The sequence below is a fragment of the Faunimonas sp. B44 genome (genome assembly GCF_052655945.1).
This window is the reverse complement of the sequence record NZ_JBQYEX010000003.1, coordinates 537,930-564,243: the sequence shown is the minus strand read 5'-3', so window position 1 is coordinate 564,243 and position 26,314 is coordinate 537,930. Positions and strand designations below refer to the sequence as shown.

General features: G+C 68.2%; 22 protein-coding genes and 1 pseudogene. 13 read left to right on the top strand and 10 right to left on the bottom strand.

What is annotated here, in order from left to right:
- Positions 1-199 precede the first annotated feature (199 nt).
- Genes ACUN0C_RS08850 through ACUN0C_RS08835 form a run of 4 tightly spaced genes read right to left on the bottom strand, consistent with a single transcriptional unit; the run spans position 200 to position 4,308 of the window.
- Positions 200-1,261 (bottom strand): AbrB family transcriptional regulator, encoded by a 1,062-nt coding sequence (locus ACUN0C_RS08850; protein ID WP_445465965.1) that lies wholly within the window; start codon positions 1,259-1,261, stop codon positions 200-202.
- Between the two features lie 15 nt (positions 1,262-1,276).
- Positions 1,277-2,671 (bottom strand): MmgE/PrpD family protein, encoded by a 1,395-nt coding sequence (locus ACUN0C_RS08845; RefSeq protein ID WP_445465964.1) that lies wholly within the window; start codon positions 2,669-2,671, stop codon positions 1,277-1,279.
- A gap of 18 nt (positions 2,672-2,689) precedes the next feature.
- Positions 2,690-3,595, bottom strand: a complete 906-nt coding sequence (prpB, locus tag ACUN0C_RS08840; RefSeq protein WP_445465963.1) for a methylisocitrate lyase — start codon at positions 3,593-3,595, stop codon at positions 2,690-2,692.
- Entirely contained in the window at positions 3,592-4,308 is a 717-nt protein-coding gene (locus tag ACUN0C_RS08835; RefSeq protein ID WP_445465962.1) for a GntR family transcriptional regulator, read from the bottom strand. Before ACUN0C_RS08835 ends, prpB begins: the two co-directional genes overlap by 4 nt.
- Before the next feature lie 226 nt (positions 4,309-4,534).
- On the opposite strand from ACUN0C_RS08835, the gene ACUN0C_RS08830 reads away from it, so the two are divergent.
- From ACUN0C_RS08830 to ACUN0C_RS08795, 8 genes and pseudogenes are all read left to right on the top strand, one after another.
- Positions 4,535-5,917, top strand: coding sequence for an MmgE/PrpD family protein (locus tag ACUN0C_RS08830; protein WP_445465961.1), 1,383 nt, complete (start codon positions 4,535-4,537; stop codon positions 5,915-5,917).
- Positions 5,918-5,957: 40 nt separating this feature from the next.
- Positions 5,958-7,472: an FAD-dependent tricarballylate dehydrogenase TcuA gene (gene tcuA / locus ACUN0C_RS08825; protein WP_445465960.1), complete on the top strand. Its 1,515-nt coding sequence runs from the start codon at positions 5,958-5,960 to the stop codon at positions 7,470-7,472.
- Between the two features lie 75 nt (positions 7,473-7,547).
- Positions 7,548-8,645 carry a Bug family tripartite tricarboxylate transporter substrate binding protein gene (locus ACUN0C_RS08820; RefSeq protein ID WP_445465959.1) on the top strand — a complete coding sequence of 366 codons (1,098 nt, stop codon included), beginning with the start codon at positions 7,548-7,550 and terminating at the stop codon, positions 8,643-8,645.
- Between the two features lie 91 nt (positions 8,646-8,736).
- Positions 8,737-10,722 (top strand): tripartite tricarboxylate transporter permease, encoded by a 1,986-nt coding sequence (locus tag ACUN0C_RS08815; RefSeq protein ID WP_445465958.1) that lies wholly within the window; start codon positions 8,737-8,739, stop codon positions 10,720-10,722.
- 10 nt (positions 10,723-10,732) lie between these two features.
- Positions 10,733-11,809 carry an ornithine cyclodeaminase family protein gene (locus tag ACUN0C_RS08810; protein ID WP_445465957.1) on the top strand — a complete coding sequence of 359 codons (1,077 nt, stop codon included), beginning with the start codon at positions 10,733-10,735 and terminating at the stop codon, positions 11,807-11,809.
- A gap of 10 nt (positions 11,810-11,819) precedes the next feature.
- Complete coding sequence (locus ACUN0C_RS08805; RefSeq protein WP_445465956.1) at positions 11,820-12,689, top strand: isocitrate lyase/PEP mutase family protein; 870 nt, start codon at positions 11,820-11,822, stop codon at positions 12,687-12,689.
- Positions 12,686-14,062 carry an MmgE/PrpD family protein gene (locus ACUN0C_RS08800; protein ID WP_445465955.1) on the top strand — a complete coding sequence of 459 codons (1,377 nt, stop codon included), beginning with the start codon at positions 12,686-12,688 and terminating at the stop codon, positions 14,060-14,062. Before ACUN0C_RS08805 ends, ACUN0C_RS08800 begins: the two co-directional genes overlap by 4 nt.
- 86 nt (positions 14,063-14,148) lie before the next feature.
- Positions 14,149-14,409, top strand: a pseudogene (locus ACUN0C_RS08795) (integrase core domain-containing protein); the annotation flags it as partial.
- A 318-nt stretch (positions 14,410-14,727) separates the two neighbouring features.
- Here ACUN0C_RS08795 and ACUN0C_RS08790 read toward each other — a convergent pair.
- Positions 14,728-16,035, bottom strand: coding sequence for a DHA2 family efflux MFS transporter permease subunit (locus ACUN0C_RS08790; RefSeq protein WP_445465954.1), 1,308 nt, complete (start codon positions 16,033-16,035; stop codon positions 14,728-14,730).
- Positions 16,036-16,194: 159 nt separating this feature from the next.
- On the opposite strand from ACUN0C_RS08790, the gene ACUN0C_RS08785 reads away from it, so the two are divergent.
- A complete protein-coding gene (locus ACUN0C_RS08785) occupies positions 16,195-16,812 on the top strand; it encodes a TetR/AcrR family transcriptional regulator (protein WP_445465953.1) in 618 nt (205 codons plus the stop codon).
- A 192-nt stretch (positions 16,813-17,004) separates the two neighbouring features.
- Here the strand turns inward: ACUN0C_RS08785 and ACUN0C_RS08780 are convergent, their stop codons facing one another.
- The 5 genes from ACUN0C_RS08780 to ACUN0C_RS08760 form a co-directional block, all read right to left on the bottom strand.
- The gene (locus ACUN0C_RS08780) at positions 17,005-18,141 is read right to left on the bottom strand and encodes a 2OG-Fe(II) oxygenase (RefSeq protein ID WP_445465952.1); all 1,137 of its coding nucleotides are present in this window, start codon (positions 18,139-18,141) and stop codon (positions 17,005-17,007) included.
- Between the two features lie 259 nt (positions 18,142-18,400).
- On the bottom strand, positions 18,401-19,078 hold the full coding sequence (locus tag ACUN0C_RS08775; RefSeq protein ID WP_445465951.1) for an isopentenyl-diphosphate Delta-isomerase: 678 nt from the start codon (positions 19,076-19,078) through the stop codon (positions 18,401-18,403).
- Positions 19,075-19,623, bottom strand: a complete 549-nt coding sequence (locus tag ACUN0C_RS08770) for a TIGR02444 family protein (RefSeq protein ID WP_445465950.1) — start codon at positions 19,621-19,623, stop codon at positions 19,075-19,077. The genes ACUN0C_RS08775 and ACUN0C_RS08770 overlap by 4 nt, the downstream gene beginning before the upstream one ends.
- The gene (locus tag ACUN0C_RS08765; protein ID WP_445465949.1) at positions 19,620-20,108 is read right to left on the bottom strand and encodes an Rrf2 family transcriptional regulator; all 489 of its coding nucleotides are present in this window, start codon (positions 20,106-20,108) and stop codon (positions 19,620-19,622) included. The genes ACUN0C_RS08770 and ACUN0C_RS08765 overlap by 4 nt, the downstream gene beginning before the upstream one ends.
- A 37-nt stretch (positions 20,109-20,145) precedes the next feature.
- Positions 20,146-20,631: a GNAT family N-acetyltransferase gene (locus ACUN0C_RS08760; protein ID WP_445465948.1), complete on the bottom strand. Its 486-nt coding sequence runs from the start codon at positions 20,629-20,631 to the stop codon at positions 20,146-20,148.
- A gap of 274 nt (positions 20,632-20,905) precedes the next feature.
- Here ACUN0C_RS08760 and ACUN0C_RS08755 point away from each other — a divergent pair, with 274 nt between their 5' ends.
- Genes ACUN0C_RS08755 through ACUN0C_RS08740 form a run of 4 tightly spaced genes read left to right on the top strand, consistent with a single transcriptional unit; the run spans position 20,906 to position 26,286 of the window.
- Positions 20,906-23,881 carry a xanthine dehydrogenase family protein molybdopterin-binding subunit gene (locus tag ACUN0C_RS08755; RefSeq protein ID WP_445465947.1) on the top strand — a complete coding sequence of 992 codons (2,976 nt, stop codon included), beginning with the start codon at positions 20,906-20,908 and terminating at the stop codon, positions 23,879-23,881.
- Positions 23,878-24,699, top strand: a complete 822-nt coding sequence (locus ACUN0C_RS08750; RefSeq protein ID WP_445465946.1) for an FAD binding domain-containing protein — start codon at positions 23,878-23,880, stop codon at positions 24,697-24,699. The genes ACUN0C_RS08755 and ACUN0C_RS08750 overlap by 4 nt, the downstream gene beginning before the upstream one ends.
- Positions 24,699-25,226 carry a (2Fe-2S)-binding protein gene (locus ACUN0C_RS08745; RefSeq protein ID WP_445465945.1) on the top strand — a complete coding sequence of 176 codons (528 nt, stop codon included), beginning with the start codon at positions 24,699-24,701 and terminating at the stop codon, positions 25,224-25,226. Before ACUN0C_RS08750 ends, ACUN0C_RS08745 begins: the two co-directional genes overlap by 1 nt.
- On the top strand, positions 25,216-26,286 hold the full coding sequence (locus tag ACUN0C_RS08740) for an MBL fold metallo-hydrolase (protein ID WP_445465944.1): 1,071 nt from the start codon (positions 25,216-25,218) through the stop codon (positions 26,284-26,286). Before ACUN0C_RS08745 ends, ACUN0C_RS08740 begins: the two co-directional genes overlap by 11 nt.
- Positions 26,287-26,314 lie beyond the last annotated feature (28 nt).

Genomic DNA, 26,314 nt, shown 5'->3' with positions numbered 1-26,314 from the left:
AAAACGCCCAACCAACAAGCCCGCCAGGCAACTCGCCCGGCGGGCTCTTGGCGTTCGGAGAATCGCGACGTTGCCCCCGCTCCACGTTGTTGAGTCCCGGCGGTGCGCAAGCCGATCGCCGTGACGGAGCCCGGAAACTCCACCCTCGGGCGGTCCAGCAAAGGGCAGTGGTCAATCCGGTCGATCTTCCGCCCCGATCTCACAAGTCCAGCGCGCGGCGGAGGGCGCGGAAGAAGCCAATCCGGTCGAGCGTCGTCCAGTAATGGGTCGCGAGGCTGTTGACGAGCACCGCCCGCACGAAATGAAACCCCGCGACGAGGGCGACGTCGAGGTGCAGTGCCTGGGCCGTCACCGCCATCTCGGCAAAGCCGCCGGGCGACGCGCCGAGCGCGGCGCTGGCGATGTCGAGGTCCGAGAGCGTGGAGATGAGCAGCGCCAGCAAGAGAAGGAGCCCGCCGAACAGGATCGTCATGGCGCTGCTCGCGAAGGTCAGGCGCAGGAGCTTGTTGACGATGTCGCGTTTGAACCGCGCCCCGATCGCGATCCCGATAAGGAACTGGCCGAGCCACAGCGCGCCGCTCGGCATGTGGCCCTCCACGACGGCCGTGCCGGCGAGAATTGCCGAGGCTGCGAGCGAACCCAGCATCCACGGATTGTTCAGTGGCGTCATGCGCATGAGCTGGACGCCGACAAGCCCAGTTAAAAGGAGACCTGCGACCGTCGGCCAATCGAGGCTGGCGGCATCAGCGACGCTCGCGATGCCGCCGTCGTGGCCGAGCGCCAGCACGAGCGGAGGCATCAGGCACACGGCAAGTGCGACGCGCAGCGCTTGGGAGAGCGCGATCGCGTCGCTGCGTGCGCCGACCGAGGCGCCCACATTCGCCATTTCCGACAGCCCGCCCGGCACCATGGCAAAGAAGGCGGTCTTGCCGTCGATCCGCGCCAGGCGCGCGAGCGGAACGCTGATCGCCGCGCCGATGAGCATCGACACGAGGCCCGTGGCCACCATGACCGGGAGCCAGAGCGCAAGCTTTCCCACGGCGGCGGCGGTCATGTTGAGCCCGATCGCCGCCCCGATGATGACCTGGCCGAAGCGCCGGCCGGCCAGTGGCGCGAAGGCATTCAGCCCGCTCATCGCGACGACCGCGGTCACGACGAGCGGCCCGAGGACCCAGGCGAGGGGTATCCCGGCGCGATTGCCGGCGTAGCCGGCGAGGATCGCGGCGACCCAGGTGAGGATCCCCTGCGCGAGGCGCTTCATCCGCGCCTGCCGCGATCAAACGGCCATGAGCCGCGCAAGGTCCGACGCGTCGTCGAGGTCCTCGATGTGCAGCACCGCCCGGATCAGCTCCTCGGCCTGATCTCCCGGCAGGGCGTGGCGCGCGAGCTTGCGGAACTTGGCCACGATGTCGTCGGCCGTGGCGAACGATTTCTCGCTGCCGCGCGGCGCCTCCCGGGTGTCCGTCAGCACGCTGCCGTCCGTCAGGTGGATCTCCACCCGCACCTTGTGGCGGAAGCGCGAGCCGAGCGCCGTTATGGCGGGATCGTGCCGCACGTCCACCTTGCGCGACAACGCGATGCGCGCCTGATCGTCGACGCATTCGGGGTTAAACTGATCGACGAACACATCGTCCTCGAGAAGGAGTGTCGCGACGCAGAAGGGGAGGTTGAGCTGCGCCGAGGTCAGCCCCTCCGGCCGGTAGGGCCAGCCGACATGGTCGGCCGTCACCTGCGAGCCGTGGACGACGATCCTGTCGAGCTCGTCGAGCGTGAAGGGGCGCTCGGCCCGCAGCGCGCGAACGGCGTCCAGGGTCGTGTGGTTGCTGCCGACGCAGGAATAGAACTTGAGCGAGATCCGCATCGTTTCCCACGCCTCGCCGAGTCCTGCGCTCAGGGCGGCGAGGTCGAACCGGTCCTGGGAGCGCGAGAACGTCGTGCAAAAGCCGCCGTAGGGCGCCTCGAACACGTCGACGATGCCGGTGAAGCCGTTGCGCGCCAGAAGCGCGCCGTAGAGCCCGCTCTGCGAGGAGCGGCCCGCGTGCATGCGCTTCACCATCGCTCCGTACTGCGCCGCCATCAGCCCCGCCGCCTGGGTCCCGGCAATGCCGAGAGCGTGGACCGTCTGCTCGGCGTCGAGCCTAAGGCCGCGCGCGGCGCCAGCAGCCGCCGAGAACACGCCGACGGTCGCGCCGGAGTGCCAACCTTGACCTATATGTTCCTGTCCCATGCAGATGCCGACCCGCGGGCCGATCTCGTAGCCCGCGACGGCCGCCGCCAGGAACTCGCGGCCCGAGATGCGCGTCTCCTCGGCCACGGCGATCAGGGCCGGAAGCGTCACCGCGCCGACATGCAGGACGCCGTGGCGGTGCACGTCGTCGAGCTCGAAGCCCTGGATCTGCGTGCCGTTGACGAGCGCCGCATGCGGCAGGCTGAGGCGCAGGCCGGTTCCCCACACGGCCGCCCCGTCGCTCGTGTCGACGGCGGACAGCGTGTCCTGCAGGATGCGTGCCCACGGCAGGGAGGCTCCGTAGAGCGCGCAGCCGAGAGAATCGAGCATCAGGAGCTTGCAGCGCTCGCGAACCTCGTCCGGAATGGCCTCGTAGGTCAGCGAGGAGACGAAGTCTGCGATCGCGCGCGTGTGCGTGTTGTCGACCTTGACGTGCTCGTTCATCGGGAGCGACTTCTCCTGCTAGTGCTCGAGGACTGTGCGGACGATCTGCTCGTCGAGCGTCTCGTAGTCGTAGTACTGGATGGTGTCGTAGAGCTCGGCGCGGCTCATCATCCGCGGCAGGTGCTCGGCGACGTCGCCCTTCTCGTTGAGCGTCACGTAGAAGTCGCGCATCGCCCGCGCCGCGACCCGGAAGGCCGAGACGGGAAAAATCACGACCTCGTAGCCGAAGCGGCGCCATTCGCTCACCGAAATCTGCGGCGTTCTCCCGAACTCGGTCATGTTGGCGAGGAGCGGCGCCCGGCACTCGCGCCGGACCGTCACGATATCCTCCTCCGTGCGCAGCGCCTCCACGAAGATCAGGTCGGCGCCGGCCTCCATGTACAGCCCCGCGCGGCGGATCGCCTCGTCGAGCGAATCCGCGCCGGCATCCGTGCGGGCGCAGATCACCATGCCGCTCGAGGCCCGGCGGGCGGCGGCGATCTTCCGGCACATGTCCTCGGCCGGCACGATCCGCTTGTCGTTCAGATGGCCGCACTTCTTGGGGAACTGCTGGTCCTCGATCTGAATGCAGGCCACGCCGACTTCCTCGAGCTCGCGCACGGCGCGCATGACGTTCAGAGCCTCGCCGAAACCGGTGTCGCAGTCGACGATGACCGGCAGGTCGGAGGCGCGCACCATGTCGCGCGCTGCGCGCGTCACGTCCTCGGCCGTGAGGAGGCCCAGATCCGGAAGGGCCTTGCTCGCCGACAAAGCCGCGCCGGAGAGGTAGAGAGCCTCGAACCCCGCGTTCTTCGCCAGTAGAGCCGAGATCCCGTCGTAGGCTCCGGCAACCGCGAGGGTCCGATCGCTGGCGATGAGGCCGCGAAGCCGCTTCCCGCGGCGATTGGGCGTGTTCGGGGGTCCTTCAAGCCATTCCACCGTCATGCCGAGACGACTCCTTCCTCCTGCGAGTTTTCGATGAGGCGCTGCAGGTTCTGGTAGGAGTGCCTGATATGCTGCGCCATCAGCAGACCCGCGAGGTCTGCGTCCCCGGCCGCGATAGCCTCCGCCACCCAGCGGTGCTCCTGCAGCGCACGGCGTCCGCGGCCGGGGGCGCGGCCATGGCGCGCCCGCAGCAGCGACAGCATGTCCCGAAGATCGCTGCCGCAGATGCGCCAGGCGACCTCGTTGCCACCGCCGGCCAGCACCGCCAGGTGGAAATCCCAGTCCGAGGTCCCGGCGGGATAGGCGTCGGAGCCGTCGCCGTCCATTGCCGCCTCGTGCTCGTCGAGCATCTTCAGGAGTTGATCCTTCTGCGCCGCGCTCATGCGCTGTGCCGCGAGCCGCGCGCTCATCGATTCCAGCGCCTCCCGAACCTCGTAGAGGTGACGGACCCCCACCTCGTCGATCTTGACGACCCGTGACCCGAGGTTCGGCTCCGAGACGACGAGGCCGCTCGAGGCAAGCTGCTTAATCGCCTCCCGCACGGGCCCGCGGCTGATGTTCAGCTCCTGGGCGATCTCAACCTCGTTCAGCCGCTCGCCCGGAGCGAGCTGTCCAGCCGCGATGCGGTGGCGGATGTGGGCGGCTACGCGGTCGGCGAGGAGGCCGCGCCGCGATCCCGAGGCATGCAGATCGATGATGGCGGTTTCGTTCATTGCAGACATAACACCCATAGCTGTCGACAGTTTTGGCGCGGCGTGGGGCGCGACCTGCCATCGCTACCCATTGGGCCCCTAGAAACTGAGGGTTCTCTCAGATATCACAGACTGCCTTGAAATAAGGTGTAGACACTTTCTCCAACGCTGTCTACAGTTAGGATCAACAGGGCTCCTGCTCCGCCACAAGGCGCGGTGACAAGAGTGTCGACCCTGGGGAGGCATTATGCTTCTGGCTGAAGTCGCTGGACGGCTGCACCACCTGAGCTACGACACGGCACCCGAACCGGCGCGGGAAGCCGCGCGCCTCGGCTGCCTCGATACGGTCGGCGTGACGCTCGCAGGCGCATCCAGCGCGGCCGCGAAGAGTGTGCAGAGCGCCCTCGGGCGGACCTTCGCGCCAGGACCTGCCACGCTGTTCGGGCTAGGGCAGCGCGTCGATGTGCTCAACGCCGCGCTGATGAACGGCGTCGCCTCCCACGCCCACGATTTCGACGACTGCAGCAACTCGCTCGGAGGCCACCCGAGCGCGCCGGTGCTGCCGGCCCTATGGGCGCTCGCCGAGGAGCGGCGGGCGAGCGGACGCGAGCTCCTTTCGGCCTATGTCGCGGGGGTCGAGGTGGAGACGCGCATCGCGCGGGCGGTCAACTTCCATCACTACGAGAAGGGCTGGCACCCGACGGCCACGCTCGGCGTCTTCGGGGCCGCCGCGGCTTCGTGCCATCTGATGCGACTCGACTCCGTCCGGACGACGGCGGCGCTCGCTCTGGCCGCCTCGATGGCCTCCGGCCTCAAGGCAAATTTCGGCACGATGGCGAAGCCATACCATGTCGGGCACTGCGCGCGGAACGGCCTCGCTGCCGCACTCATGGCGGAGGCCGGCGTCACCGCCAGCCCCGAGGCGCTCGAGCACCCGCAGGGATTCTTCGAAGTCTATAACGGAGCGGGCAACTACCGGGCGGAGGCCGTGCTCGAGAACTGGTCGTCTCCGCTCGATCTCGTCGAGCCCGGCATCGCGTTCAAGCGCCACCCGTGCTGCGCCAGCACCCATCCGGCCATTGATGCACTGCTGCAGCTGCGCGAGGCGCACGGGCTGCGGCCCGGCAATGTCGCCGCCATCCGCTCATGGACCCACCCGCGCCGCCTGCGCCACACGAACCGGCCCGACCCGCGGACCGGCCTCGACGGGAAGTTCAGCGTCCAGTACGTGCTCGCCCGCGCCCTCGCCCAGGGCCAAGTGTGCCTCGGCGACTTCACCGACGAGGCGGTTCAGGCGCCGGAAATCCGCGAGATCATGTCCCGCGTGACGGCGGAGCCGCATCCCGAAGCCCGCATGGACACGACGGAGCACTTCTTTGCCGAGGTGACGGTGACGCTCGCCGATGGCCACACCGTCACGGCCTCCGTCGACCGACCGCTCGGCCGCGACCGGGACCACCCGCTGCCGGAGGGCGCGCTCGAGGCGAAGTTCCTGGACTGCGCCTGCCAGGTCCTGAGCCGCCGCGCGGCAGAGGAACTGGCGGACGCGCTTCTCCGGCTCGACGAGCAGCGCGACGTCTCGGCGCTCCACCACCTCGTGGCGGGCGCCGAACCAGCACTCGCCGGATGAACCGGCAGGACCGATCGAAACCAGACGCGAGAAGGCCGGAATGAACGCTCAGGAGATCATCGACTACCGCGCTGACGTGATCGTCGTAGGCGCGGGAAACGCGGCGATGTGCGCGGCCTTGTCGGCCTGCGCCGAAGGCGCGCGCGTCCTGGTGCTCGAGGCGGCGCCGTTCGAGGAACGGGGCGGCAACTCGCATTATACCGGTGGCGCGTTCCGCTTCGCCTTCGACGGCGTCGAGGATCTGAAGAAAATCTGCCCCTCGATGTCGGACGAGGAGCTTCAGAACGTCGATTTCGGCTCCTACACCGAGGACCAGTTCTTCGACGACATGTACGAGCTGACCGAGTACCGCACGGATCCCGAACTCTGCGAGCTCCTCGTGAGGAGCAGCTTCGAGACGGCGAAATGGATCGCCGGCCAAGGCGTGAAGCTGCAGCCGGGCCTCGGCCGGCAGGCCTACAAGGTCGACGGCAAGTTCAAGTTCTGGGGCGGGCTGGCGCTGCACATCTGGGGCGGCGGCCCGGAACTCCTCAAGGCGCTCTACGCCACCGCCGAGGCGCGCGGCATCCCCATCGCCTACGAGACGCCGGCCGAGGCGCTGATCCGCAGCGACGGCCGGGTCGCCGGCGTCGTCGCGAACTGCTGTGGGCGCCGGGTGGAATTGCCGGCGAACGCGGTGATCCTCGCCTCCGGAGGTTTCGAATCGAACCCGGAGATGCGCGCGCGCTATCTCGGTCCCGGCTGGGACCTCGCCAAGATCCGCGGCACGCGCTTCAACATGGGAGCCGGGTTGCGCATGGCGCTCGACGCCGGGGCGCGGCCCTTCGGCAACTGGTCGGGCTGCCACTCGGTGGCGTGGGACGTGAACGCGCCCCCCTATGGCGACCTGACGATCGGCGACCAGTTCCAGAAGCACAACTACCCTTACGGAATCATCGTGAACGCCCGCGGCGAGCGCTATGTCGATGAGGGCGCCAACTTCCACAGCCACACCTACGCGAAATATGGCGGCGAGATCCTGAAGCAGCCCGGCATGCACGCCTGGCAGGTCTTCGACGACAAGGTCACCCACCTCCTGCGCGGCGAGTACCGTATCCGGCGCGTGACCAAGGCCGAGGCGAATACGCTCGAGGAGCTGGCGACGCAGCTCGAAGGGGTCGATCCAGAAGGCTTCCTGCGGACCGTTCGCGAGTTCAACGCGGCCTGCCGCACCGACATTCCCTTCGATCCGAACGTGCGCGACGGCCGGCACACCGAGGGGCTCGCAATCAACAAGTCGAACTGGGCCAACCCGCTCGATACCCCGCCCTTCCACGCCTACCACGTGACGACCGGCGTCACCTTCACCTTCGGGGGCCTGAAGGTGTCGCTCGAGGCGCAGGTGGAGGACCTCTACGGGCGGCCGATCCCGGGCCTCTTTGCGGCCGGCGAGATCGTCGGAGGGCTCTTCTTCAACAACTACGCCAGCGGCACCGGCCTCATGTCCGGGGCCACGTTTGGACGCCTGGCGGGACGATCCGCGGCCATGGCCAGCGCACGGCAGGCAGCGGCCTGAGACCCGAACCTGCCCCTTCGGCGCGGGCAGGACAGCGCGAAGAACAGCCGAGGGGAAAACAGAATGGAGGAAATGATGTTAGGCAAGGCCATCCGCCGCATGGCGCTCTTCGGGGCGGGCATTGTCGGCGTCGCGATGTTCGGGGCGCTCGGAGCGGCGCACGCGCAGGAAACCACGTTCGACGAGGTCCAACTCATCGTCCCGTATCAGGAGGGCGGCGGCTCGACGATCCACGCCCGCCTGCTCGCCCCGGCGCTCGAACAGGCCCTTCCGGGCAATCCCAAGATCCTCGTCCGCAACATACCGGGCGCGGGATCGGTGAAGGGCATCAACGAGTTCTACAACGCCGCCAAGCCCGACGGGAGGATGATCGCCTCGCTCGGCACCGGCACTTTCTTCCAGTACCTCCTGGAGGATCCGGCGGTGAAGTACCCGCTGGCCGAGTTCCGTCCGTTCCTGACCTCGCCCTTCGGCCTCGTCGTCTATGCCCGCAAGGACCAGGGCCTCAAGGGCGATCCGATCGCCGACATCAAGAAGCTCCGCGAAGGACGGCCGGTCTATGGCGGCGCGAACGCGACGTCGTCCGACCTTCCGGCGCTGCTCGCGATCGACCTCCTCGGCATCAAACCGCAGTACCTCTTCGGCCTCTCGAACGCGGAGGCGCAGGCGGGCTTCGACCGCGGCGAACTCACGCTCAACTACGACAACATGGCCTCCTGGGCGAACTCGGTGAAGCCGATGATCGACGAGGGCACGGCCGTCGCCCTCTTCACCTTCGGCTTCGAGAACGAGAACGGCGACATCGTGCGCGACCCGATGGCGCCGGAGCTGCCGACCTTCCTCGAGGTCTACGAGGAAATCAACGGCGAGCCGCTCGAGGGAACGGCCTACGACGTGTGGAAGACGCTGTTCGACATCCGCGTCATGGGATCGAAGATGTTCTCGCTGCCGCCCGGCACACCCGACCACATCTACAATGTCTATGCCGAGGCGATGAAGAAGGCGCTCGAATCCGATCGCCTGAAATCCGAGCAGGCCGAGGCCGTGCTCGGCAACTACCCGCAAACGGTCGGCACGCAGGCCGAGAGGACGCTGGCCGGCGCGACGAAGATGGAGGGCGAGCAGCGGGAGTGGCTGAAGACCTGGCTCAAGGAGACCCACGACGTCGACTGAGACGGAGGGCTGACGGGCGGGATCTCCGCCCGTCACCCGCCCGCCGTTACGGCGAACGCCACCGCCCCAGCCGCGCCCCCTGGAACGCCCGATGGACCTCACGCTCTTCGACTTCGCCATGCAGGCCCTCGGACAGCTCCTGGGGCCGCATCTCGTCTATCTGCTGCTCGGCGTGGTCCTCGGCCTCGCCGTCGGCATCCTGCCCGGGCTCGGCGGCATTTCCGGCATGGCGCTCATCCTGCCCTTCGTCTACGGCATGGACCAGGGCGCCGCGCTCGCGATGATGATCGGCCTGACCTCCGTCACCACGACCTCCGACACCTTTCCCTCCGTCCTCCTGGGGGTGCCCGGCAGCTCAGGCTCGCAGGCGACCGTGGTGGACGGCTTTCCCCTCGCCAAGCGGGGCGAGGGCGCGCGCGCCCTTTCGGCGGCCTTCGCCTCTTCCCTGCTCGGCGGCGTGTTCGGCGCGCTCCTCCTCACCTTCGCCTTCGTCTTCGCGCGCCCCCTGCTCCTGGCGGTCGGCTTCGCGGAACAGATGATGCTGGTGCTGCTCGCTCTGTCGCTCGTCGGCATGCTTACCGGCCAGAGCATGCTGAAGGGCCTTGCCTCCTGCGGCCTCGGCCTGCTGATCGGCACGATCGGCGCTTCGGTGGCCACCGCCGAGTACCGCATGACGTTCGGGTCGGTCTACCTGACCGACGGCCTGCCTCTGCTCATCATCGGCCTCGGCCTGTTCGCGGTGCCGGAGATCCTCGACGTGCTGCGCCATCGGATCGCCATCTCCGATCGCGGCAGCATGGGGCATGGTTGGATCCAGGGCCTTAAGGACGTCATCGCCAACAAGTGGCTCGTGCTGCGGTGCTCGGCGATCGGGTCGATCATCGGCGCGCTGCCGGGCCTCGGCGGCACGGTCATCGACTGGATCGCCTATGCGCACGTGGTGCAGACCTCGAAGGACAGGTCGAAGTTCGGGCACGGCGACATACGCGGCGTCATCGCGCCCGAATCCGCCAACAACGCCAAGGAGGGCGGGGCGCTGATCCCGACGCTCTTCCTCGGCATACCGGGCTCCGGCACGATGGCGCTCCTGCTCGGTGGCCTCGTTCTCATCGGGGTCACGCCGGGGCGCAACATGGTCAACCAGCACGTGGACCTCGTCTACGTGATCATCTGGTCGATCGCGCTGGCGAACGTCTTCGGCGCAGTGATCTGTATCGGCCTCGCCCGGCCGATTGCCTCGCTGACGGCGGTGCCCTACGCGCTGATCGCGCCCTTCATGATCGTGCTGATCTACTTTGCCGCCTTCCAGACCTCGCGCGACTGGGGCGACCTCGTCGCCCTTCCGGCGCTGGGGCTGCTCGGGGTCTTCATGAAGCGCTTCGGCTGGTCGCGCGCGGCGCTGCTGATCGGCTTCGTCTTATCGCAGTCGCTCGAAGATTCCGTCTCGCGGACGGTCCAGATCTACGGCTTCTCGATCCTGCAGCGACCGGTCGCGCTGGCGATCCTGCTCGCCGCCTTCGCCTCGGCCTATCTCGCCTGGCGCAGCCGCGCCTCGACGGCCCTGGGCGAGGCGGCCGCCAGCGTCCTGTCGCGCCGTCGGAAGGGGCCACAGCTGGCCTTCACGCTCTTCGTCCTGGCCTTCGCGGTGGTCGTGATCATCGACACGGTGGACCTGCGGTTCCTGGCCTATGTCTTCCCCGTCACGGCGGCCGTCGTGACCCTGGCGCTGGGCCTCGGCATTCTCGGCTTCATGCTCCTGCGCCCGGCCACTTCCGGCGTCCTCTACGACGCGGAGGCGGAGCGGCGCGAGGGAGAGGGGCAGACAGGCTCCACGACCTATTACTTCGCTTGGTTCCTCGCGCTGCCGGCCCTCACTCTGGCGGTCGGCTTCTTTCTCGCCTCGCCGCTCTACATCGCGGCCTTCCTGCGCATCCTCGGGCGGCGATCGTGGCTTTCCTGCGCCGCGGGCGGGGCGGCGGCGGCGCTGCTGTTGTGGGTCCTCGCCCGCTTCCTGTCGCTCCACTACCCCCAGGGCTGGATCGAGACGATCGTGCCGGTCTCGCGATGGCTTCTCTGAGGTGACCGAAATGCTCCTTCTGGACAACGAGGCGATCGAGCCGCTGCTCGACCCCCGCGAGATGGTCGACGTGATCGAGAACGCGTATCGTGCCTATGCGGGCGGCGAGGGCGTGTCGGCGCCACGCAATGACCTCCAGGCGCCGGGTCCCGGGCGCGAGACCTACCAGCTCGGCACGGTCGCTGCGGTCGCCGGCCCTTACGCTTGCGTGCGCATCAAGTCGGATATGACCTATTTGCGCGAGGTGGACGGTCTCCCGCGCAAGGAGAAATACGCCGTCGAGCCCGGCCGCTATTGCGGGCTCGTGCTTCTCTTCTCGGCCGAGAACGGCGCCCCGCTCGCCATCCTCCACGACGGCCATATCCAGCACATGCGGGTGGGCGCCGACTCCGCCATCGGCATCCGCCTGATGGCGCGGCCGGGCTCGCGCGTTCTCGGGATACTCGGCGCCGGCGGCATGGCCCGCTCCCACCTTCGCACCATCGCCGCAACTAGCCCCGTCCGTCAGTTCCGCGTCTACAGCCCGACGGTCGGGAACCGGGAACGGCTGGCCGAGGAGGCGCGCGCGCTGGGTCTCGACGCGGAGGCCGTCGCACGTCCCGAGGAAGTGATGGAGACAGCCGACATACTCTGCTCCTGCACGAACTCGGTCGAGGAGGTGGTGCTCGGCCGGCACCTGCGGCCAGGCACCCACGTCACCGCTATCGGCGGAAGGCTCGACCAGGAAGCCTCCGACCGCGTCGACCGCTGGCTCAGGCTCGGCCTCGCCATTGCGGCGCCGGAGTGGGGCGGGCAGAAGATCGAGGAAGAGTGCCTCTCCTTCTCCGCCAGCGGCGAGAAGAGCCGCTCCGGCGGCACACGGCGCTTCGCCAGCATCCCTCTCGGGCGGCGCATCATGCTCGGAGATCTCCTGGAGGATCCTTCGCTCGGGCGGACGGGCGACGCCCAGATCACCTTCTCCGACCGCGGCAACGTGCAGGGGCTCCAGTTCGCCGCCGTCGCCGGCCGCGTTTACGAGAAGGCGATGCAGGCGGGGCTCGGCCGGCCGTTCAGCAGCGACGACTTCACCCAGACCGTCCGCAACTGAAGGGGCCGGCATGCTTCGCGACCACCTGTACGGCGACACGATCCTCGTCACACCCGGGGTCTACGACTGCTACAGCGCGCGCCTCGCCGAGGCCGCCGGCTTCAAGGCCGTCTCGACCACCGGCGCCGGCCTTGCGAATGCCCGCACGGGCGTGCCCGATGTCGGCATCTTCTCCCTGCGCGACAACGTCGACGCCTGCCGCGTTATCGCGCGCAGCGTCTCGGTGCCGGTCTCGGCCGACGCGGAAACCGGCTACGGGAACGCCGCGACCGTCCACCATGTCGTCCGCGAGTTCGAGGCGGCCGGCGTGAACGCGCTGTCGATCGAGGACCAGACGATCCCGAAGCGCTGCGGACACATACCGGGCAAAGGGGTGATCCCGACCCGGGAGATGGTCGGTAAGATCGAGGCGGCGGTCTCCGCGCGAGGATCCGGCGACTTCCTTATCATCGCGCGGACCGACGCGATCGCCACCGACGGGATCGAGGAGGCGTGCCGCCGGGCACAAGCCTACCGGGACGCGGGCGCCGACGTCATCTTTCCCGACGCGGTGCGCGGGCCCGACGACATCGAGCGGATCGTTAGCGCGGTCGACATCCCCATCCGGATCAACATGGGCTTCGGCCTGCGCACCCGGGACACCACGCCGCTGATGTCGATGTCGGACCTCAAGGCGATCGGCGTCCGCTGGGTGAGCCTGTCGCGCCTCCTGCCGGCTGCCGCGATCCGTGGCATGACGAACGCGCTGGCCGCGATGCGGGAGTGCGTCGAGACGGGCGAGATGCTGGAGCGGCCCGACCTCGTCGCCGACATGAGCGACATCCAGAAGCTGATGGACTACGAGAGCTATTTCGACATCGAGCGTCGGTTCGTGCGATGAGCACGGCAATCGGAATGGGCGCAGGCGGCGAGAGCGCGGCCGCCACGCTCGCGCGCCATGCCTGTGATCTCATGGCCGCAGACCTGCCGGAGCCGGTCTGGACAGCCGCCGAGACTTGCCTGGTCGACACGGTGGGCTGCATTCTGCTCGGCAGCCGGTTTCCCTGGTCGCAGATCGTGCGGGACCACGCGCTGGCCTCGGGCGCGAGCGGAAACTGCTCTCTGCCCGGGCTCGACCTGCGGGGCCTGCACGCCGAGCAGGCGGCACTCATCGGCGGCGCGTACTGCCACGCCTTCGAACTCGATAGCCTGCGCAAGCCGGGGGCGGGCGTTCATCCCGGCGCCACCGTGGCGGCGCCGGCGCTCGCCGTGGCGCAGGAAGTCGGGGCGAGCGGCCCGGATCTGCTGCGTGCCATCGTGGCGGGCTGCGAGGTCATGTTCCGCATCGGCGACGCCACGCTTCATTCCGCCGAGAGCCGCGGCTTTCACGCCCCGGGCATCACCGGTGTCTTCGGCGCCGCCGTGGCCGCCGGCCTGCTGCGCGGGCTCGACGCTCCCGCTTTGGCGAACGCGATGGGGGTGGCAGGCTCGTTGGCGGGCGGTCTCCTCGCCTTCGCCGGATCAGGCGAAGGCGGCATGGTGAAACGCCTGCATCTGGGCCGTGCCGCGCAAGGCGGCATCATGGCCGCCGACCTCGCGGCACGCGGCTACGAGGGGCCCGGAGCTGTGCTGGAGGGCCGGTACGGCGTGCTCGAGGCCTTCTGTCCGAAATCTGACCCTGCAAGGCTAACCGCGTCGCTCGGCTCTGTCTTCGAGATCGAGCGAATCTGCATCAAGCGGTATGCCTGCCACGTCACCGCGCAGGCGCCGATCCAGTTCCTGCGGCAGGCGATGGGAGAGCACGGCTTCGCGGCGTCCGACATCGAGGCGATCGAGCTCGGCGTGAGCTCCAAGATCCTGTCGCATCACGCGAGCATCAGCCCGCGCGACGTCGCCGGTGCGCAGTACAGCGTGCCGTTCGCGCTCGCCACCGCCGCCTGCCACGACCCGGACGACCCTCTGAGCTTCGCGCGCGACAACATATCGGACCGCGAGGTCGCCGCGCTCGCCGGACGCATATACCTCTCGCCTGCCGAGCCTGGCGGCGGGAAATGGGGTGCCGATGTCACGGTCAGATTACGGGACGGCCGTTCCGTTACCGGCCGGCAGGAGACGTTCCGAGGATGTCCCGAGGACCCGATGTCTCCCGACGAGGTGGCGGGGAAGTTCGTGAGGCTCGCCGCGGCCTCCGGCGTCGGAAAGCCCGCGACGCTTCTTGCGGATTTGCGGGGGTTGCGCGAAGGCGGCTCCCTTGAGGCGTTGTCCCGGCGCTGAGGGCCGGGACACGTGGCCTGGCTGCAGCGGAAGAACGGTTCTCGCATAAGGGAGTACTGGTTTTCCGCGGCGACGCTGTACGATTGGGCAGGATGCGCGAGCTGCTCAACGAGAGCCTGTTCTTCGGCCTCGATCACGCCGGGAATGCCATCGCCGAGTGGGTCAGCGACTGCAATACCGAGAGGCCTCACTCGGCCTTGGCCTACGCCACCCCGGCCGAGTTCGCCACCACCATCACCGCGACCGACACCGACGCTCCGCCGGATGAAAGCTCTGCGACGGCGCCGATTGCTCAGCCCGAGCCGAATGGTGCATCAACAGTCGAGACTCCAGTCGCCGCTGGATGAATGTTCAGTGGCAGGTCACGTCCTCGCAAGGCCGTGATGTCGCCCTCGTTCAGAACTGGATTCTGTTCTCGTTGTGGTCCGATCTGGACCGGGTTACGAACTCGTCCGAGGTGAGGCCGCGCAGGCTCGTCTGCGGCCGGTGCTCGTTGTAGTCGGTTCGTCGGGAGCCTCAAGGCCGTGCCCGTGATGAAGTCCTGGACGAGCAAGACATCCGCCAATCCAGGTCAGTAGTAAAGATAACAGCGGACGTGAACACATCTTGGCGTGCTGTTTAGATCCGTTGAATACGTAGTGAACGCCGTCGGTGCACGTTTCCGATCATAAGCAATCACGATCGTGGTGTGACGCCGCTATTCGTGTTGCCGCGAACAGCGCGCCAGCTGCAAGGGCGACCAGCATACCGAACGCGACCCGGTAGGCCGTTGCCGAAGCCGAGTGTCCGACCTGCTCGATGACGGCGACCACCGTAATTGCCCCGATTGCACCTCCAAGGCGTTGGGCAATGTTGATCAAGGTCGCTGCGTCGCCGGTTTCAGTCTTCTCGACTTCGTTATATGCAGCTGTAATCGCGGGCATTTGGGCGAGAGCCAGCCCCGCCCCTCGTGCCACCAGTAGGACTGCGAGGACTCCATAAACAAGCGGCGCTGATGCGAGAAAGGGAGCGGTCGTCAAGGTCAGCAACGCTCCCCCGGCCAGTGAGACACGCTTCGGTCCAAAGCGATCCGTCAGCGTCCCGGCGACAGGCAGAACGAAGGCCGAACCGAGCCCCATTGCCAGAAGCATGAACCCGGCCGCGGTTGGCGTTTGTCCAACGCTGCGTTGCAAGAAGATCGGCAGGAGAAGCAATCCCCCGTACATCGCGGCGCCGGTTAATCCTGCGGTGATAACCGGGGCGGAAAAACCTGTCCGCATCAGCAGTCCGATATCAATCAGCGGTTCATCGGTGCGAACGGAATGAACAACAAATAGGGCCGATAGGCTGGCACCGAGGGCTGAACTGGCCGCGGTCAGCATGCTGACGTTGCCCGATCCCATCTCGGCAGCGCCGTAAAGCAGGAGCGGGAGCCCCAGACCAATCAGCGCGAATCCTAGTGTATCGATCTGGGCCTCCGAGGACCCCTCGCCAAACGCGACGAGGCGCTTTGCGCCGACCAGAGCAGCCATTCCCACCGGGACGTTTATAAGGAAGAGCCACCGCCAGGAGGTGGTATCGATCAGAACACCACCGAACGCGGGTCCCAGTGCTGGTCCGAGCGCAACGGCGAAACCCAAAGCACCCATGAGCCGACCCAATTGGCGCCGATCCGCGGTGGCGGCCAGGATCGCCTGTCCGGCGGGCACCATGAGCCCCGCAGCGAGACCTTGCAAGCAGCGCGACGCAATCAGCAGCGCCAGATCGTGGGAAACCGCGCAGAGGATCGAAGCCAGAACAAAGATCAGGACGCTGCCCGCCCACAGGCGGCCATATCCGAACCGTCGGCCCAGCCAGCCCGTCAGGGGTAGCGAGACGGCAAGCGCTATTAGGTATCCGGTCGCCACCCACTGCACGCCGGACAACGAAGCGTCGAGGTCGGTCCGGACCGTCTCCAGGGCGAGGTTGGCTATGGTGGAATCAAGCATGGCCATGAAGGCACCTGAACCGGTGATGGCGGCTATGGCCCAGAGACGGCTAGGGATTTCGGGAGGAGACAGCGACATAGGGTCCAACGCTGCGCAGATGGCAGGGACGACGTTTTATGATACGTGCGTACCATAAAAGGCCATGCGAAGCGAGACTCCTCTCCGATGCCGCGAACCGTCGACCACGACCAACGTCGCTCTGTCATCCTGAAAGCCTTTATCGCGGTGGCGGCGCGTGCGGGGCTCCATGCCGTTTCGCTGCGGGCCGTTGCCGCCGAAGCCGGTGTCTCGCTGCGGCTGGTGCAGTACTACTTCGATACAAAGGCAGGATTGATGCAGTCGGGCCTCACCTATCTCGAGGATGTGAGCAACAAGCGCCTGATGGTGCGACTTCAGTCGTCCGGGCGGTCTCCCACTGCTCGTCGGACGCTTGAAGCATTGTTTGCCGTGGCGCTTCCCACCGATGTTGAGAGCCGCCAGTTCCATCTGCTCTGGACGTCATATGCGATGCTCGCAATGACGGACCCGGATATCTCGGATCGAACTTTTGTCGATAGCCCCATGCGGCTGCACGAGCGGATCGCGTCAATATTGGAGTACGGTAAGGCTGAAGGGGAGTTTTCTAATCAAATCGATCACACCGCCGAAGCCAGTATACTTGTGGCTCTAATTCACGGTCTCGGCACTGCTGTTCTTGTAGGGCAACAGTCTACGGATACCGCATACGCCAGCTTTACCTATCATCTCGACGGCCTGGCCGCCAAGAGATCAGCCCATGAGTGAGCCGAACGGCGATAGAGGTCGGCCAATCCCGGTGCATTGTCGCTGCGGCGGAGAATGAGCGTTTCCGACGAGCCGCAAGTCGCTGCGGCTGCCGCAGTCCAGCGTCAGCCCCCGTCCGCCGCCGGCTCGCGAGGCGCTCGCTGAGCAGGGCAAGCCCGGCCGTTCCGGCCGGATCGGCGGGGCGCATCGCCCTCACGCCTCGGCGGGCGCCAGTCCGCTCCGGTAGCCGGACCTTTCTTCGCTGAGGAAGCGCGCATTCGCCTCTCTCACCCGGGCAGCGTCGTCGTCGTAAAGGAACGGGAGGAAGGCATAGCGTCGTCCGCGCGTGACGGTGGATACGGCGTGCAGCAAGGAACAGGAGAACACGACGGCACCGCCGGCAGGCGCCTTGAAGCTCCGTTCGCCGAATTCGGGGAAGCTCACTTCGCCGCCCTCGAAATCGTCGTTGAGATTGACCGAGACGGCGAAGCGCCGGTGCGCGGTGCCCTTGGTGGTGTTGTCGCGGTGGGCGCGAAAATGGGCCGCGTCTTCGGCCGCGTAACAGGACACGATGTAGCGCTCCATGCGCGTCGCCTTGAACTGGTACGCGCGTTGAACGAACGGGACGACGCGGCGCATGAAGCGGGCCTGCGCCTCTCGGATCACGTCCGGATCCTCGATCGTATGGTCCCTGCGGCGCTTGTGCCCATGGTCGTGAACGGCGACGGTCCGACCGTCGACTTCGCGCATGAAGCCCGATTCCTGACCGCCATCCGCCTCGTAGAGGCCGATCAGCTTTCGACAGAATTCGGGCTCGAAGACGTTCGGCAGCACGAGAATTGGCGCTTGGACGTCGATGCCCGCGAACCGCGCCGGCGGGGGCAACGCGTCCAGACAGGCGAGCAGCTCCGCAAGATCCGACCGATCTTCGGCGAAGGGGATCACCTTCACGACGCGCAGCGTCGGATCGAGCACGACCCACAATCGTCGAACGGCCACGCGCGTGTCTTCGATCTCGCGCGGCACCGCGCCGTAGAGCCGTCCGACCGTGCCGTCGAAATCCCAGAAATAGCGATAGCCGGGATATTGGTCGGCAACCCGCTTCTCGCTCTCGTCGCGCGCGTCGAGGCTCACGCCGAAGAAGGAGGCCGTCACATCGTCGAAGAAGGCCTGGCGCCTGCGCACTGCACCGATTGCGGCCTGGGCATGGGCGTCGCCGGCGGAGCCGAAGAAACAGAGGACGATGTAGCGGCCGGCCGCAGTGTCGAAGGCATAGCGCGGATTGGCGTAGGACCGCTGGTGAAACCAGGGAGCCGGGTCGCCGGGCGTCAGTTGCACATAGCTCGGCACAGCGTCACTCCTCTCCCTGCCGCGCGTTCTGCCCGCCGGAAGACCAGCGTAGTCGAACGCGCGCGACGGCAAGTCAAAGCGCGGATGAAATCCCATTCGTACCATAACACCGTCGGCGAAAAGCGTCGATCCGTGGAGGAGAAGCGCGTGCCGACGGGCATTCTCGGTCCCCGCCCAACGGATCGACAGATCGCTTCCGGACAGCGACGTGGGGTGCAAGCCGCGAAAGGATCTGAAGAGATCCGAATCGTGCGATGCCTCAGGTCAGGTCGAAGAAGCCGCGATCCGCAATGCTGCCGGCCTTGCTCATGGCCTCGAGGGCCGCGCCGTCCCCCGATCCGAACAGCTCGGCATAGAGCCTGAACCACGGCGTCGTCTGACCGGAGGCGACCGCCCGTTCGATTTCGGCGGCGGACCACCAGCCTGCCGCCTCCACCTCGTCCGGATCCGGATCGACCGCGCCGGCATACCGGCCGACGAAGAGATCGACGCGCTCGTGCTCGGTCAGGAACGTCGCCGGCCCCGGGGCGGCTGCGAGCCCGGGCCGAGCGGCGGCGGGTGGCGTGGGTGGCGCCTCGCCGCCCACAATTGGATCGGCGGCGCCGGCCGGCACCCGCGCCCGATACCTGACGGTGCCGATCGCGGCGAGCTGCGCCGCGATGCCGAGCTCCTCGCGCAGCCGCCGCACGGCCGCTGCGGCCGGCGCCTCGCCGGGGCGCGGATGGCTGCAGCAGGCGTTCGACCACAGCCCCGCCGCGTGATACTTCCCCGCGGCTCGCCGCTGCACGAGCTGGCGGCCCTCGCCGTCGAAGATGAGGACGGAGATCGCCGCGTGGTAGCGGCCTGCGCGATGTGCCTCGAGCTTCTCCATCGTGCCCGTCGCGCGATCGGTTTCCGGATCGAGCAGGACGACCATCTCCGGTGCCGGCGCGCTCACGCCGGCACCGCGTCGGCGGCTTCGGCGATGCGCGCCACGGCTTGCTCCAGCGCGGCTGCGGCGGGGTCGTCCGCGCCGGCCGAATAGAACGCGACCACCGCGCGGATCACGGCCGCGCTGTCGGCCGGCCCTTCGCCGGGCGCCATTGCGGCGACCGCGCCGGCGAGCACAGCCTGCTCGAGCTGCTCGGCGGCGAGCTCGGCGGCCTTCACCCTGTTGCGGACCATCTCGCCGTCGCCTCCGAAGACCGCAGCCTCGCTCTTCATCGCACGCCGTACGACCCTGAGCGGCCGGACCACCTCCTCGCGCCAGCGCGCGATGGCGGCATCCGCCGCCGCGATCCCGGAGGGGGAGAGCGGGCGCCCGGCCCGCGCCGAGAAGAGAGCGACGAGCAGGACGTTCACGTCGACGCCGCAGGAGTCCTGGAGAAGCAGACAGGCTTCGGCGACGCCGGGCCTGCCGTACACGGCCAGGGCGAAGCGCCAATGCGGGCCGGCGAGGTCGAGGCTCGCCGCGCCCCCGGCGATGCGGTGGTCGCCGGTCATGCGCCGCGCGCCCTGGCCTCGGCGAAAGGCGCCGCCGCCGCCTCTTCGAGCGCCTGCTGCTCGGCGGCCTCCCGCCGCCGCCGCCGCGCGGCATTGTTGATCAGCGTCTGGATGGTGACGGAGCGGAGCGTCGCCGAGGTGATCCGGTCGATCTCGCCGAGCACGCGGGCGACTTCGTCGGCAACGCTCGTTCCGCCGCCCTCGCGGCTCGCGCCCTCGCTGTTCCACCAGTCGTTCTCGAAGAGGGCGACGATGTCGTAGAGGGTGAGGCGGCGCGGATCCGCGATGAACATGCAGCCTCCCGCCGGGCCGCGCGTGGAGCTGACGACCTTGGCGAGCGCGAGCGTGCGCAGCACCTTGGCGAGATGGTGCTGCGAGACGCCGAATTTCGCCGCGAGGTCGCCGGCCGAGACGAGTTCGCCCGGACGCGAGGCCGTTTCCACCGCGGCCCAGATTGCATAGCGCGTGGCCTGTTGAAGCTTCATGCGTCGCCTCCCGAGCGGTCAGGAGTCCTCGAAGATCTCATGTCTCGTCCGCCGCCATCTCGAGCTCGATGAACGGACCGGCCGCCATGCCGTGCGTGCGGAAGAACGACATCAGAAGATGGTCGTCGATGTGGAGCATGGTCCGGATCGTGCTGCCGCCGGCGCTGCGCAGGAACTCGACCATGTCGGCGAAGAGGCGCGTGCCGACGCCGTGTTTCCGCCCCGCGGGATCGACGCCGATCGCGTGGATCCAGCCCGAAGGCGGCGAACCGAACTCCCAGGCGCGCACCGTGCCGATAATGTAGCCGACCACGACGCCGTCGAGGCGCGCAACCAGAAACGCCCGTCTCGGGTTCGACCCTTGCCCGCTGAAGAAGGAGTACCAGAATTCGCCCTTGGGCTCGCCCGTGATCCTTGCATCGATCTCGATCACCCGCGGAACGTCCTCGAGAACGGCCGGGCCGATCTGGACTTCGTCGGGGCCGTGGCTTCGAACGGCTCTTGCAGGGTGTTGCACCGCCATCGGGCACGCGCTTTCGTTGTATTCGGTTCCGGTAAGATAGCCAGCGCGCATGCGCCTCACAATGGGGATTGGCTAATTTGGTGTTTAATTACGAAAATCCCTTTACGGCCGGTGCCGCTGTTGGTAGGTCTTGCGGCAACTGGCCGCCGCCTGACGGCCGGATCGACAAGACGGGAATGCCGAGGTGAACGACAGGGCGAGTGCGCATTCCGGGGCCGGAGACTTCGGTGGAGGTCCGTTCCAGCCAGTCGGACGCGCCGACGGATCGGCGCGATTGCTCGGAAAGCCTGTCCCGCGCATCGAGGACGCGGCGCTCCTCATGGGCAAGGGGCGCTATGCGGACGACCTGAGTGCGCCGCCCGGGACCTTGCATGCCGCCATCGTCCGTTCGCCGGAGGCGCATGCCCGCCTGGCGCGGATCGACGTCTCCAAGGCCGTCGCGCATCCCGGCGTTGTGCGGGTCATCACCGGCGAGGAGATCCGGGCGATCTCCGATTCCTTCCTCGTGGCCGTCAAGCAGCCGATCGACCAGTGGAGCCTCGCGGTGGACCGCGTGCGCTACGTCGGCGAACCGGTCGCGCTGGTGCTCGCGCAGGACCGCTATGTCGCCGAGGACGGCGCCGACCTCGTGGAGGTGGAGTACGAGCGGTTGCCGGCCGTCGTCCGGATTGCGGATGCGATCGCGCCCGGGGCGCCGCTCGTCCACGAGGAGGCGAAGAGCAACGAGCTCTCCGCGCGCAGCTTCGTCTACGGCGATCCGGCGGGCGCCTTCGCGCGCGCCCACGCTCGGGTCGGGCTCACGGTCGAGTTCCCGCGCAGCTCCTACACGCCGATGGAATGCTTCGTCGTCGTTGCCGAGCATCTTCCAGGCGACGGCAGCTACGACGTGCTGGCGAACTTCCAGGGGCCGTTCAGCGCGCATCCGGTCATGGCGCGTGCGCTGCGGGTGCCGAGCAGCAAGCTGCGGCTCCGTACGCCGCCCGACAGCGGCGGCAGTTTCGGCATCAAGCTCTCCGTCTTTCCCTACATCGTCTTGATGGCGCTGGCCTCGCGGCTCGCCGGCCGGCCGGTCAAGTGGGTCGAGGACCGGCTCGAGCACCTCGTCTCCGCCAATTCCAGCCCGAACCGCATCACGGAGGTCGAGGCGGCGGTGGAGGCCGACGGCCGCATCATCGGCCTCAGGATGGACAATCTGGAGGATTACGGAGCGTATCTGCGCGCGCCGATGCCCGGGCCGCTCTACCGCATGCACGGCGCGGTGACCGGCGCCTACGACATCCGCAACGTGGAGGTCGTCAACCGGCTGGTGCTGACCAACCGCATGCCGGCGGCGCTGGTGCGCGGTTTCGGCGGGCCGCAGCTCTATCTGGCGCTGGAGCGCCTGGTGCAGCGGATTGCGGTGGAACTCGGCCTCGATCCTCTCGACGTGATCCGCCGCAACCTCGTGCGGAAGGACCAGTTTCCCTACAAGGCGGCGGCGGGCGCGCTCTACGATTCCGGCGACTACGGGAAGGCGGTCGAGCTGACGCTCGCCGACGGCCGGTTCGACGACCTCAAGCGCCGCCGCGACGAGGCCCGCGCGGCCGGTCGCCTCTATGGCATCGGCTTTGCCGCAATTGTCGAGCCGGGCATGTCGAACATGGGCTATCTCAGCACCATCATCCCGGCCGCGGTCCGGGAGCGTGCGGGCCCGAAGAACGGCGCCGTCTCCATGGTGACCGTGAACATCGATCCGCTCGGCTCGGTGAGCGCGACGGCCGACGTGACGGTGCAGGGGCAAGGGCACCGGACGGTGCTCGGCCAGATCATCGGCGAGCAGCTCGGCCTGCAACCCTCCGAGATCCAGGTCAACCTGGAGATGGATACGCAGAAGGACCAGTGGTCGATCGCCGCCGGGACCTATTCCTGCCGCTTTTCCCCGGGTACGGCCGTCGCCGCCCACATCGCGGCCGGAAAGCTGCGCGAGAAGCTCGCGCGGATCGCCGCAAAGCAGCTCAACATCCTGCCGGATGATGTCGATTTCGGCGACGGCCGGATCTTCTCCAGGACGAACCCCGACAACGGCATGCCGTTCGGCCGGGTCGCCGGCACAGCCCACTGGTCCCCGGTCCTGATGCCCGAGGGCGACGATCCGGGCCTGCGCGAGACCGGGGTCTGGTCGCCGCCGGAGCTCGAGCCGCCGTCGAGCAAGGACGAGATCAACACCTCGCTCACCTACGGCTTCGTGTTCGACGTCTGCGGCGTGGAGATCGATCCGGTGACCATGGAGGCCCGCGTCGACCGCTACGTCTCCATGCACGACGCCGGCCGGATCCTGAACCCGCTCATCGCGGAGGGGCAGATCCGCGGCGCCTTCGTCCAGGGCGTGGCGACGGCGCTCTACGAAGAGTTCGTCTACGACGACGGCGGGTCGTTCCTCTCCGGGACCTTCGCCGACTATCTCATCCCGACCGCCTGCGAGATCCCGGAACTCGAGATCCTGCACATGGAGAGCCCGTCGCCCTTCACGCCGCTCGGCGCCAAGGGCCTTGCCGAAGGCAATTGCATGAGCACGCCCGTCTGCATCGCCAATGCGGTGGCCGATGCGCTCTCCATCCGCGACGTGCCGCTGCCGATCACGCCGAACCGGCTGAACGCGATCATGGGCGGAGAGGAGCCTGCCGCTCCGCAGCGGCTCAGGCGCGCGACTGCGCCGGTCCCGGAGGCGGCTTCCGGAGGCCGCGCCCTCACGGGCCAGGGCACCTTCGAGGTGGCGGCGCCGCCATCGGCGATCTGGAACGCGCTTCTCGACCCGGAGACCCTGCGCAGGGTCATCCCGGGCGCACACACGGTCGACGTCGTCGGGGAGAACCACTATCGCGCCGAGGTTTCACTCGGCGTCGGCCCGATCAAGGGCCGGTTCGTCGCCGACGTCCGGCTCAGCGATCTCGAGACGGAGCGCTTCGCACGCCTTGATGGCGGCATGAGCGGCCCCCTCGGCGGGTCGACCGGATCGGGCGAGGTGACGCTGACGCCGACCGCGGACGGATGCAGGCTCGACTACACCTATTCCGTGGTGGTCAACGGCAAGGTCGCGTCCGTCGGCGGGCGCATGATGGAGCGGGCCGCCCAGATCGTCATCGGGCAGTTCTTCGAGCGTCTCGCCGGGACGGTCGGCGCGCCGGTGGCAGGCCGGTCGCCCGGGGCCGGAGGGGGCATCTTCGCCCGGGTGGCGGCGCTGCTGCGCGGGCTGTTCGGGGGTGGTCGATGAAGCCCAGGGCCTTCACCTATGTCCGGCCGGATTCGGCCGAGGAGGCAATCGCGCTGCTCGCCGAGCATGGCGACGAGGCGCGCGTGCTGGCGGGCGGCCAGTCGCTGATGGCGATGCTCAATCTCAGGCTGGTGGAGCCCGGGATCCTGGTCGACATCGCGCGGCTCGAGGAACTCTCCCACATCCGCGTTAGCAACGGAGCGATCGAGGTCGGCGCCGCCGTCACCCAGGCACGCCTGGAGGCCTGGCCGGAGCTGCGGGAACAGGCGCCTTTCATCGCGCTCGCGTTGCCCTGGGTCGGCCATTTCCAGACGCGCAACCGCGGCACCGTCTGCGGCTCGATCGCCCATGCCGATCCGAGCTCGGAACTGCCGCTCGCCCTTCGCCTTCTCGGCGGCGAGGTGGTGCTGCGCTCCCGAAAGGGCGAGCGGGTCGTCGGCGCCGCCGATTTCCAGCACGGCCTGCTGACCACTGCGCGCCGCCCCGATGAGCTGGTCACTGCCGTGCGCTTTCCCGTCGGCGTCGGGCGCGAGGGCTCGGCGTTCCGGGAGGTGGCCCGCCGCCACGGCGATTTCGCCATCGCCGCCATCGGCGCGGTCAGGCTTTCCTCCGGGATGGTGCGGATCGCCGTCGGCGGCGTCGCCGACCGGCCGCACGTGCTCGAGCTGCCCAAAGGGCAGCCGGAGGAGGATCGGCGCCAGGCGATCGAAGACTTCGCCTGGGAGCTCGGCGGCTACGACGACATCCACGCGAGCGCCCGCTATCGCCGCGACCTGTTGCGGCGGCTCGCGCCCATCGTGATTGCAGAGGCTGCCTGATGCGCCGGATCGAACGCGACGAGATCGTGCCGGTCACGATCGAACTGAACGGCAAGCGCATGGTCGGGAACGCGCAGCCGCGCACGCTGCTGTCCGATTTCCTGCGCCAGACGCTCGGCGCGACCGGCACCCATGTCGGCTGCGAGCACGGCGTCTGCGGCTGCTGCACCGTGATGATCGACGGCATCGCGCAGCGGTCCTGCCTGACGCTTGCCGTGCAGGCGGACGGCCGCCGCGTCGAAACCGTGGAGTCGCTCGCCGACGACGAGGGCCGGCTCGACGCGCTGCAGCGCGCCTTCAACCGGCATCACGCGCTCCAGTGCGGGTTCTGCACGCCGGGCATCCTGATGTCCTTCACCGATTATCTCCGGCGCAACCCCGATCCTGCCGAGCAGGAGGTCCGGGAGGTGCTCGGCGGCCACATCTGCCGCTGCACCGGCTATTCGGGGCTGGTGGCGGCGATCATGGACGCCGCGCGGGAGATGCGTGGCGAGGCCGGACCGGAAGAGGAAACGGATGCCGCCTGATCCCGCAAGCGGCACCCTGGCGAGGGACGCAGCGCCGCCTTCCTTCGAGGCCGAGGTCCCGATCGGGCATTGGCGCGAGATCGCCGACGGCCTCTTCCGCATCAGCATACCCGTGCCGTTCCGCGGCCTGCGGCAGGTCAATCTGTGGCTGCTGGCGGATCGCGGCGGCTGGACGATGATCGATTGCGGCTGGGGCGACGAGCAGACCCGCGATCTCCTGTCCGACGCCTGGCGCGACATCCTCGGCGGCAGGCCGGTCACCCGGCTGGTCGTGACGCATTTCCATCCCGACCACATGGGGAACTGCGGTTGGATCAGCGGGCAGTGGAAGCTGCTGCCGCAGGTGACGCAGACCGAGTGGATGGCCGCCAACCTCGCAGTCCGGAACCTCTACAGCGACGACACGGAGACGAGGGCGCGCTTCTTCGTCCAGAACGGGATCCCGCCCGAGCTGCTGCAGGTCTTCCATGAGGGCGTGATCCTCTACCATCTCGGCGTCGATCTGCCGGAGCAGTACTGCCGCATTCGCGACGGCGACCGGATCGGGATCGGCGGAGCCGACTGGCGCGTCATCACCGGCTCCGGGCACTCGCCGGAAATGGCGACGCTCTACGACGCTGGCCGCGACGTCTACATCGCCGGCGACCAGGTGCTTCCGAAGATCACCAGCAACGTCAGCGTCTGGCCGTGGGAGCCGCTCGCCGACCCGCTCGGGGACTTCCTGTCCTCGCTGCGCCGCATCGCGGGCATCGTCCCGGACAGCGCGATCGTGCTGCCGTCCCACCGCGATCCGTTCCGCGGCCCGCGCCGGCGCATCGACGAGCTCGAGCGGCATCACGAGCATCGCCTCGCGAACCTCAAGGCGGAGATCCGCCGGCGTGGCGAGGCCTCTGCCGGCGAATGCCTCGGCGCGCTCTTCCAGGGCGAACTCGACGGGCACCAGGTCGCCTTCGCCATGGCCGAGGCGCTCGCCCATCTGAATTACCTGGTGCGTGGCGGGGAGGCGGAGCGGATCGAGCGCGCCGACGGCTCCGTCCGCTTCAGGCTGACCACAGGCTAGAACGCGCTCGTTCACAAAGACGGAGGCT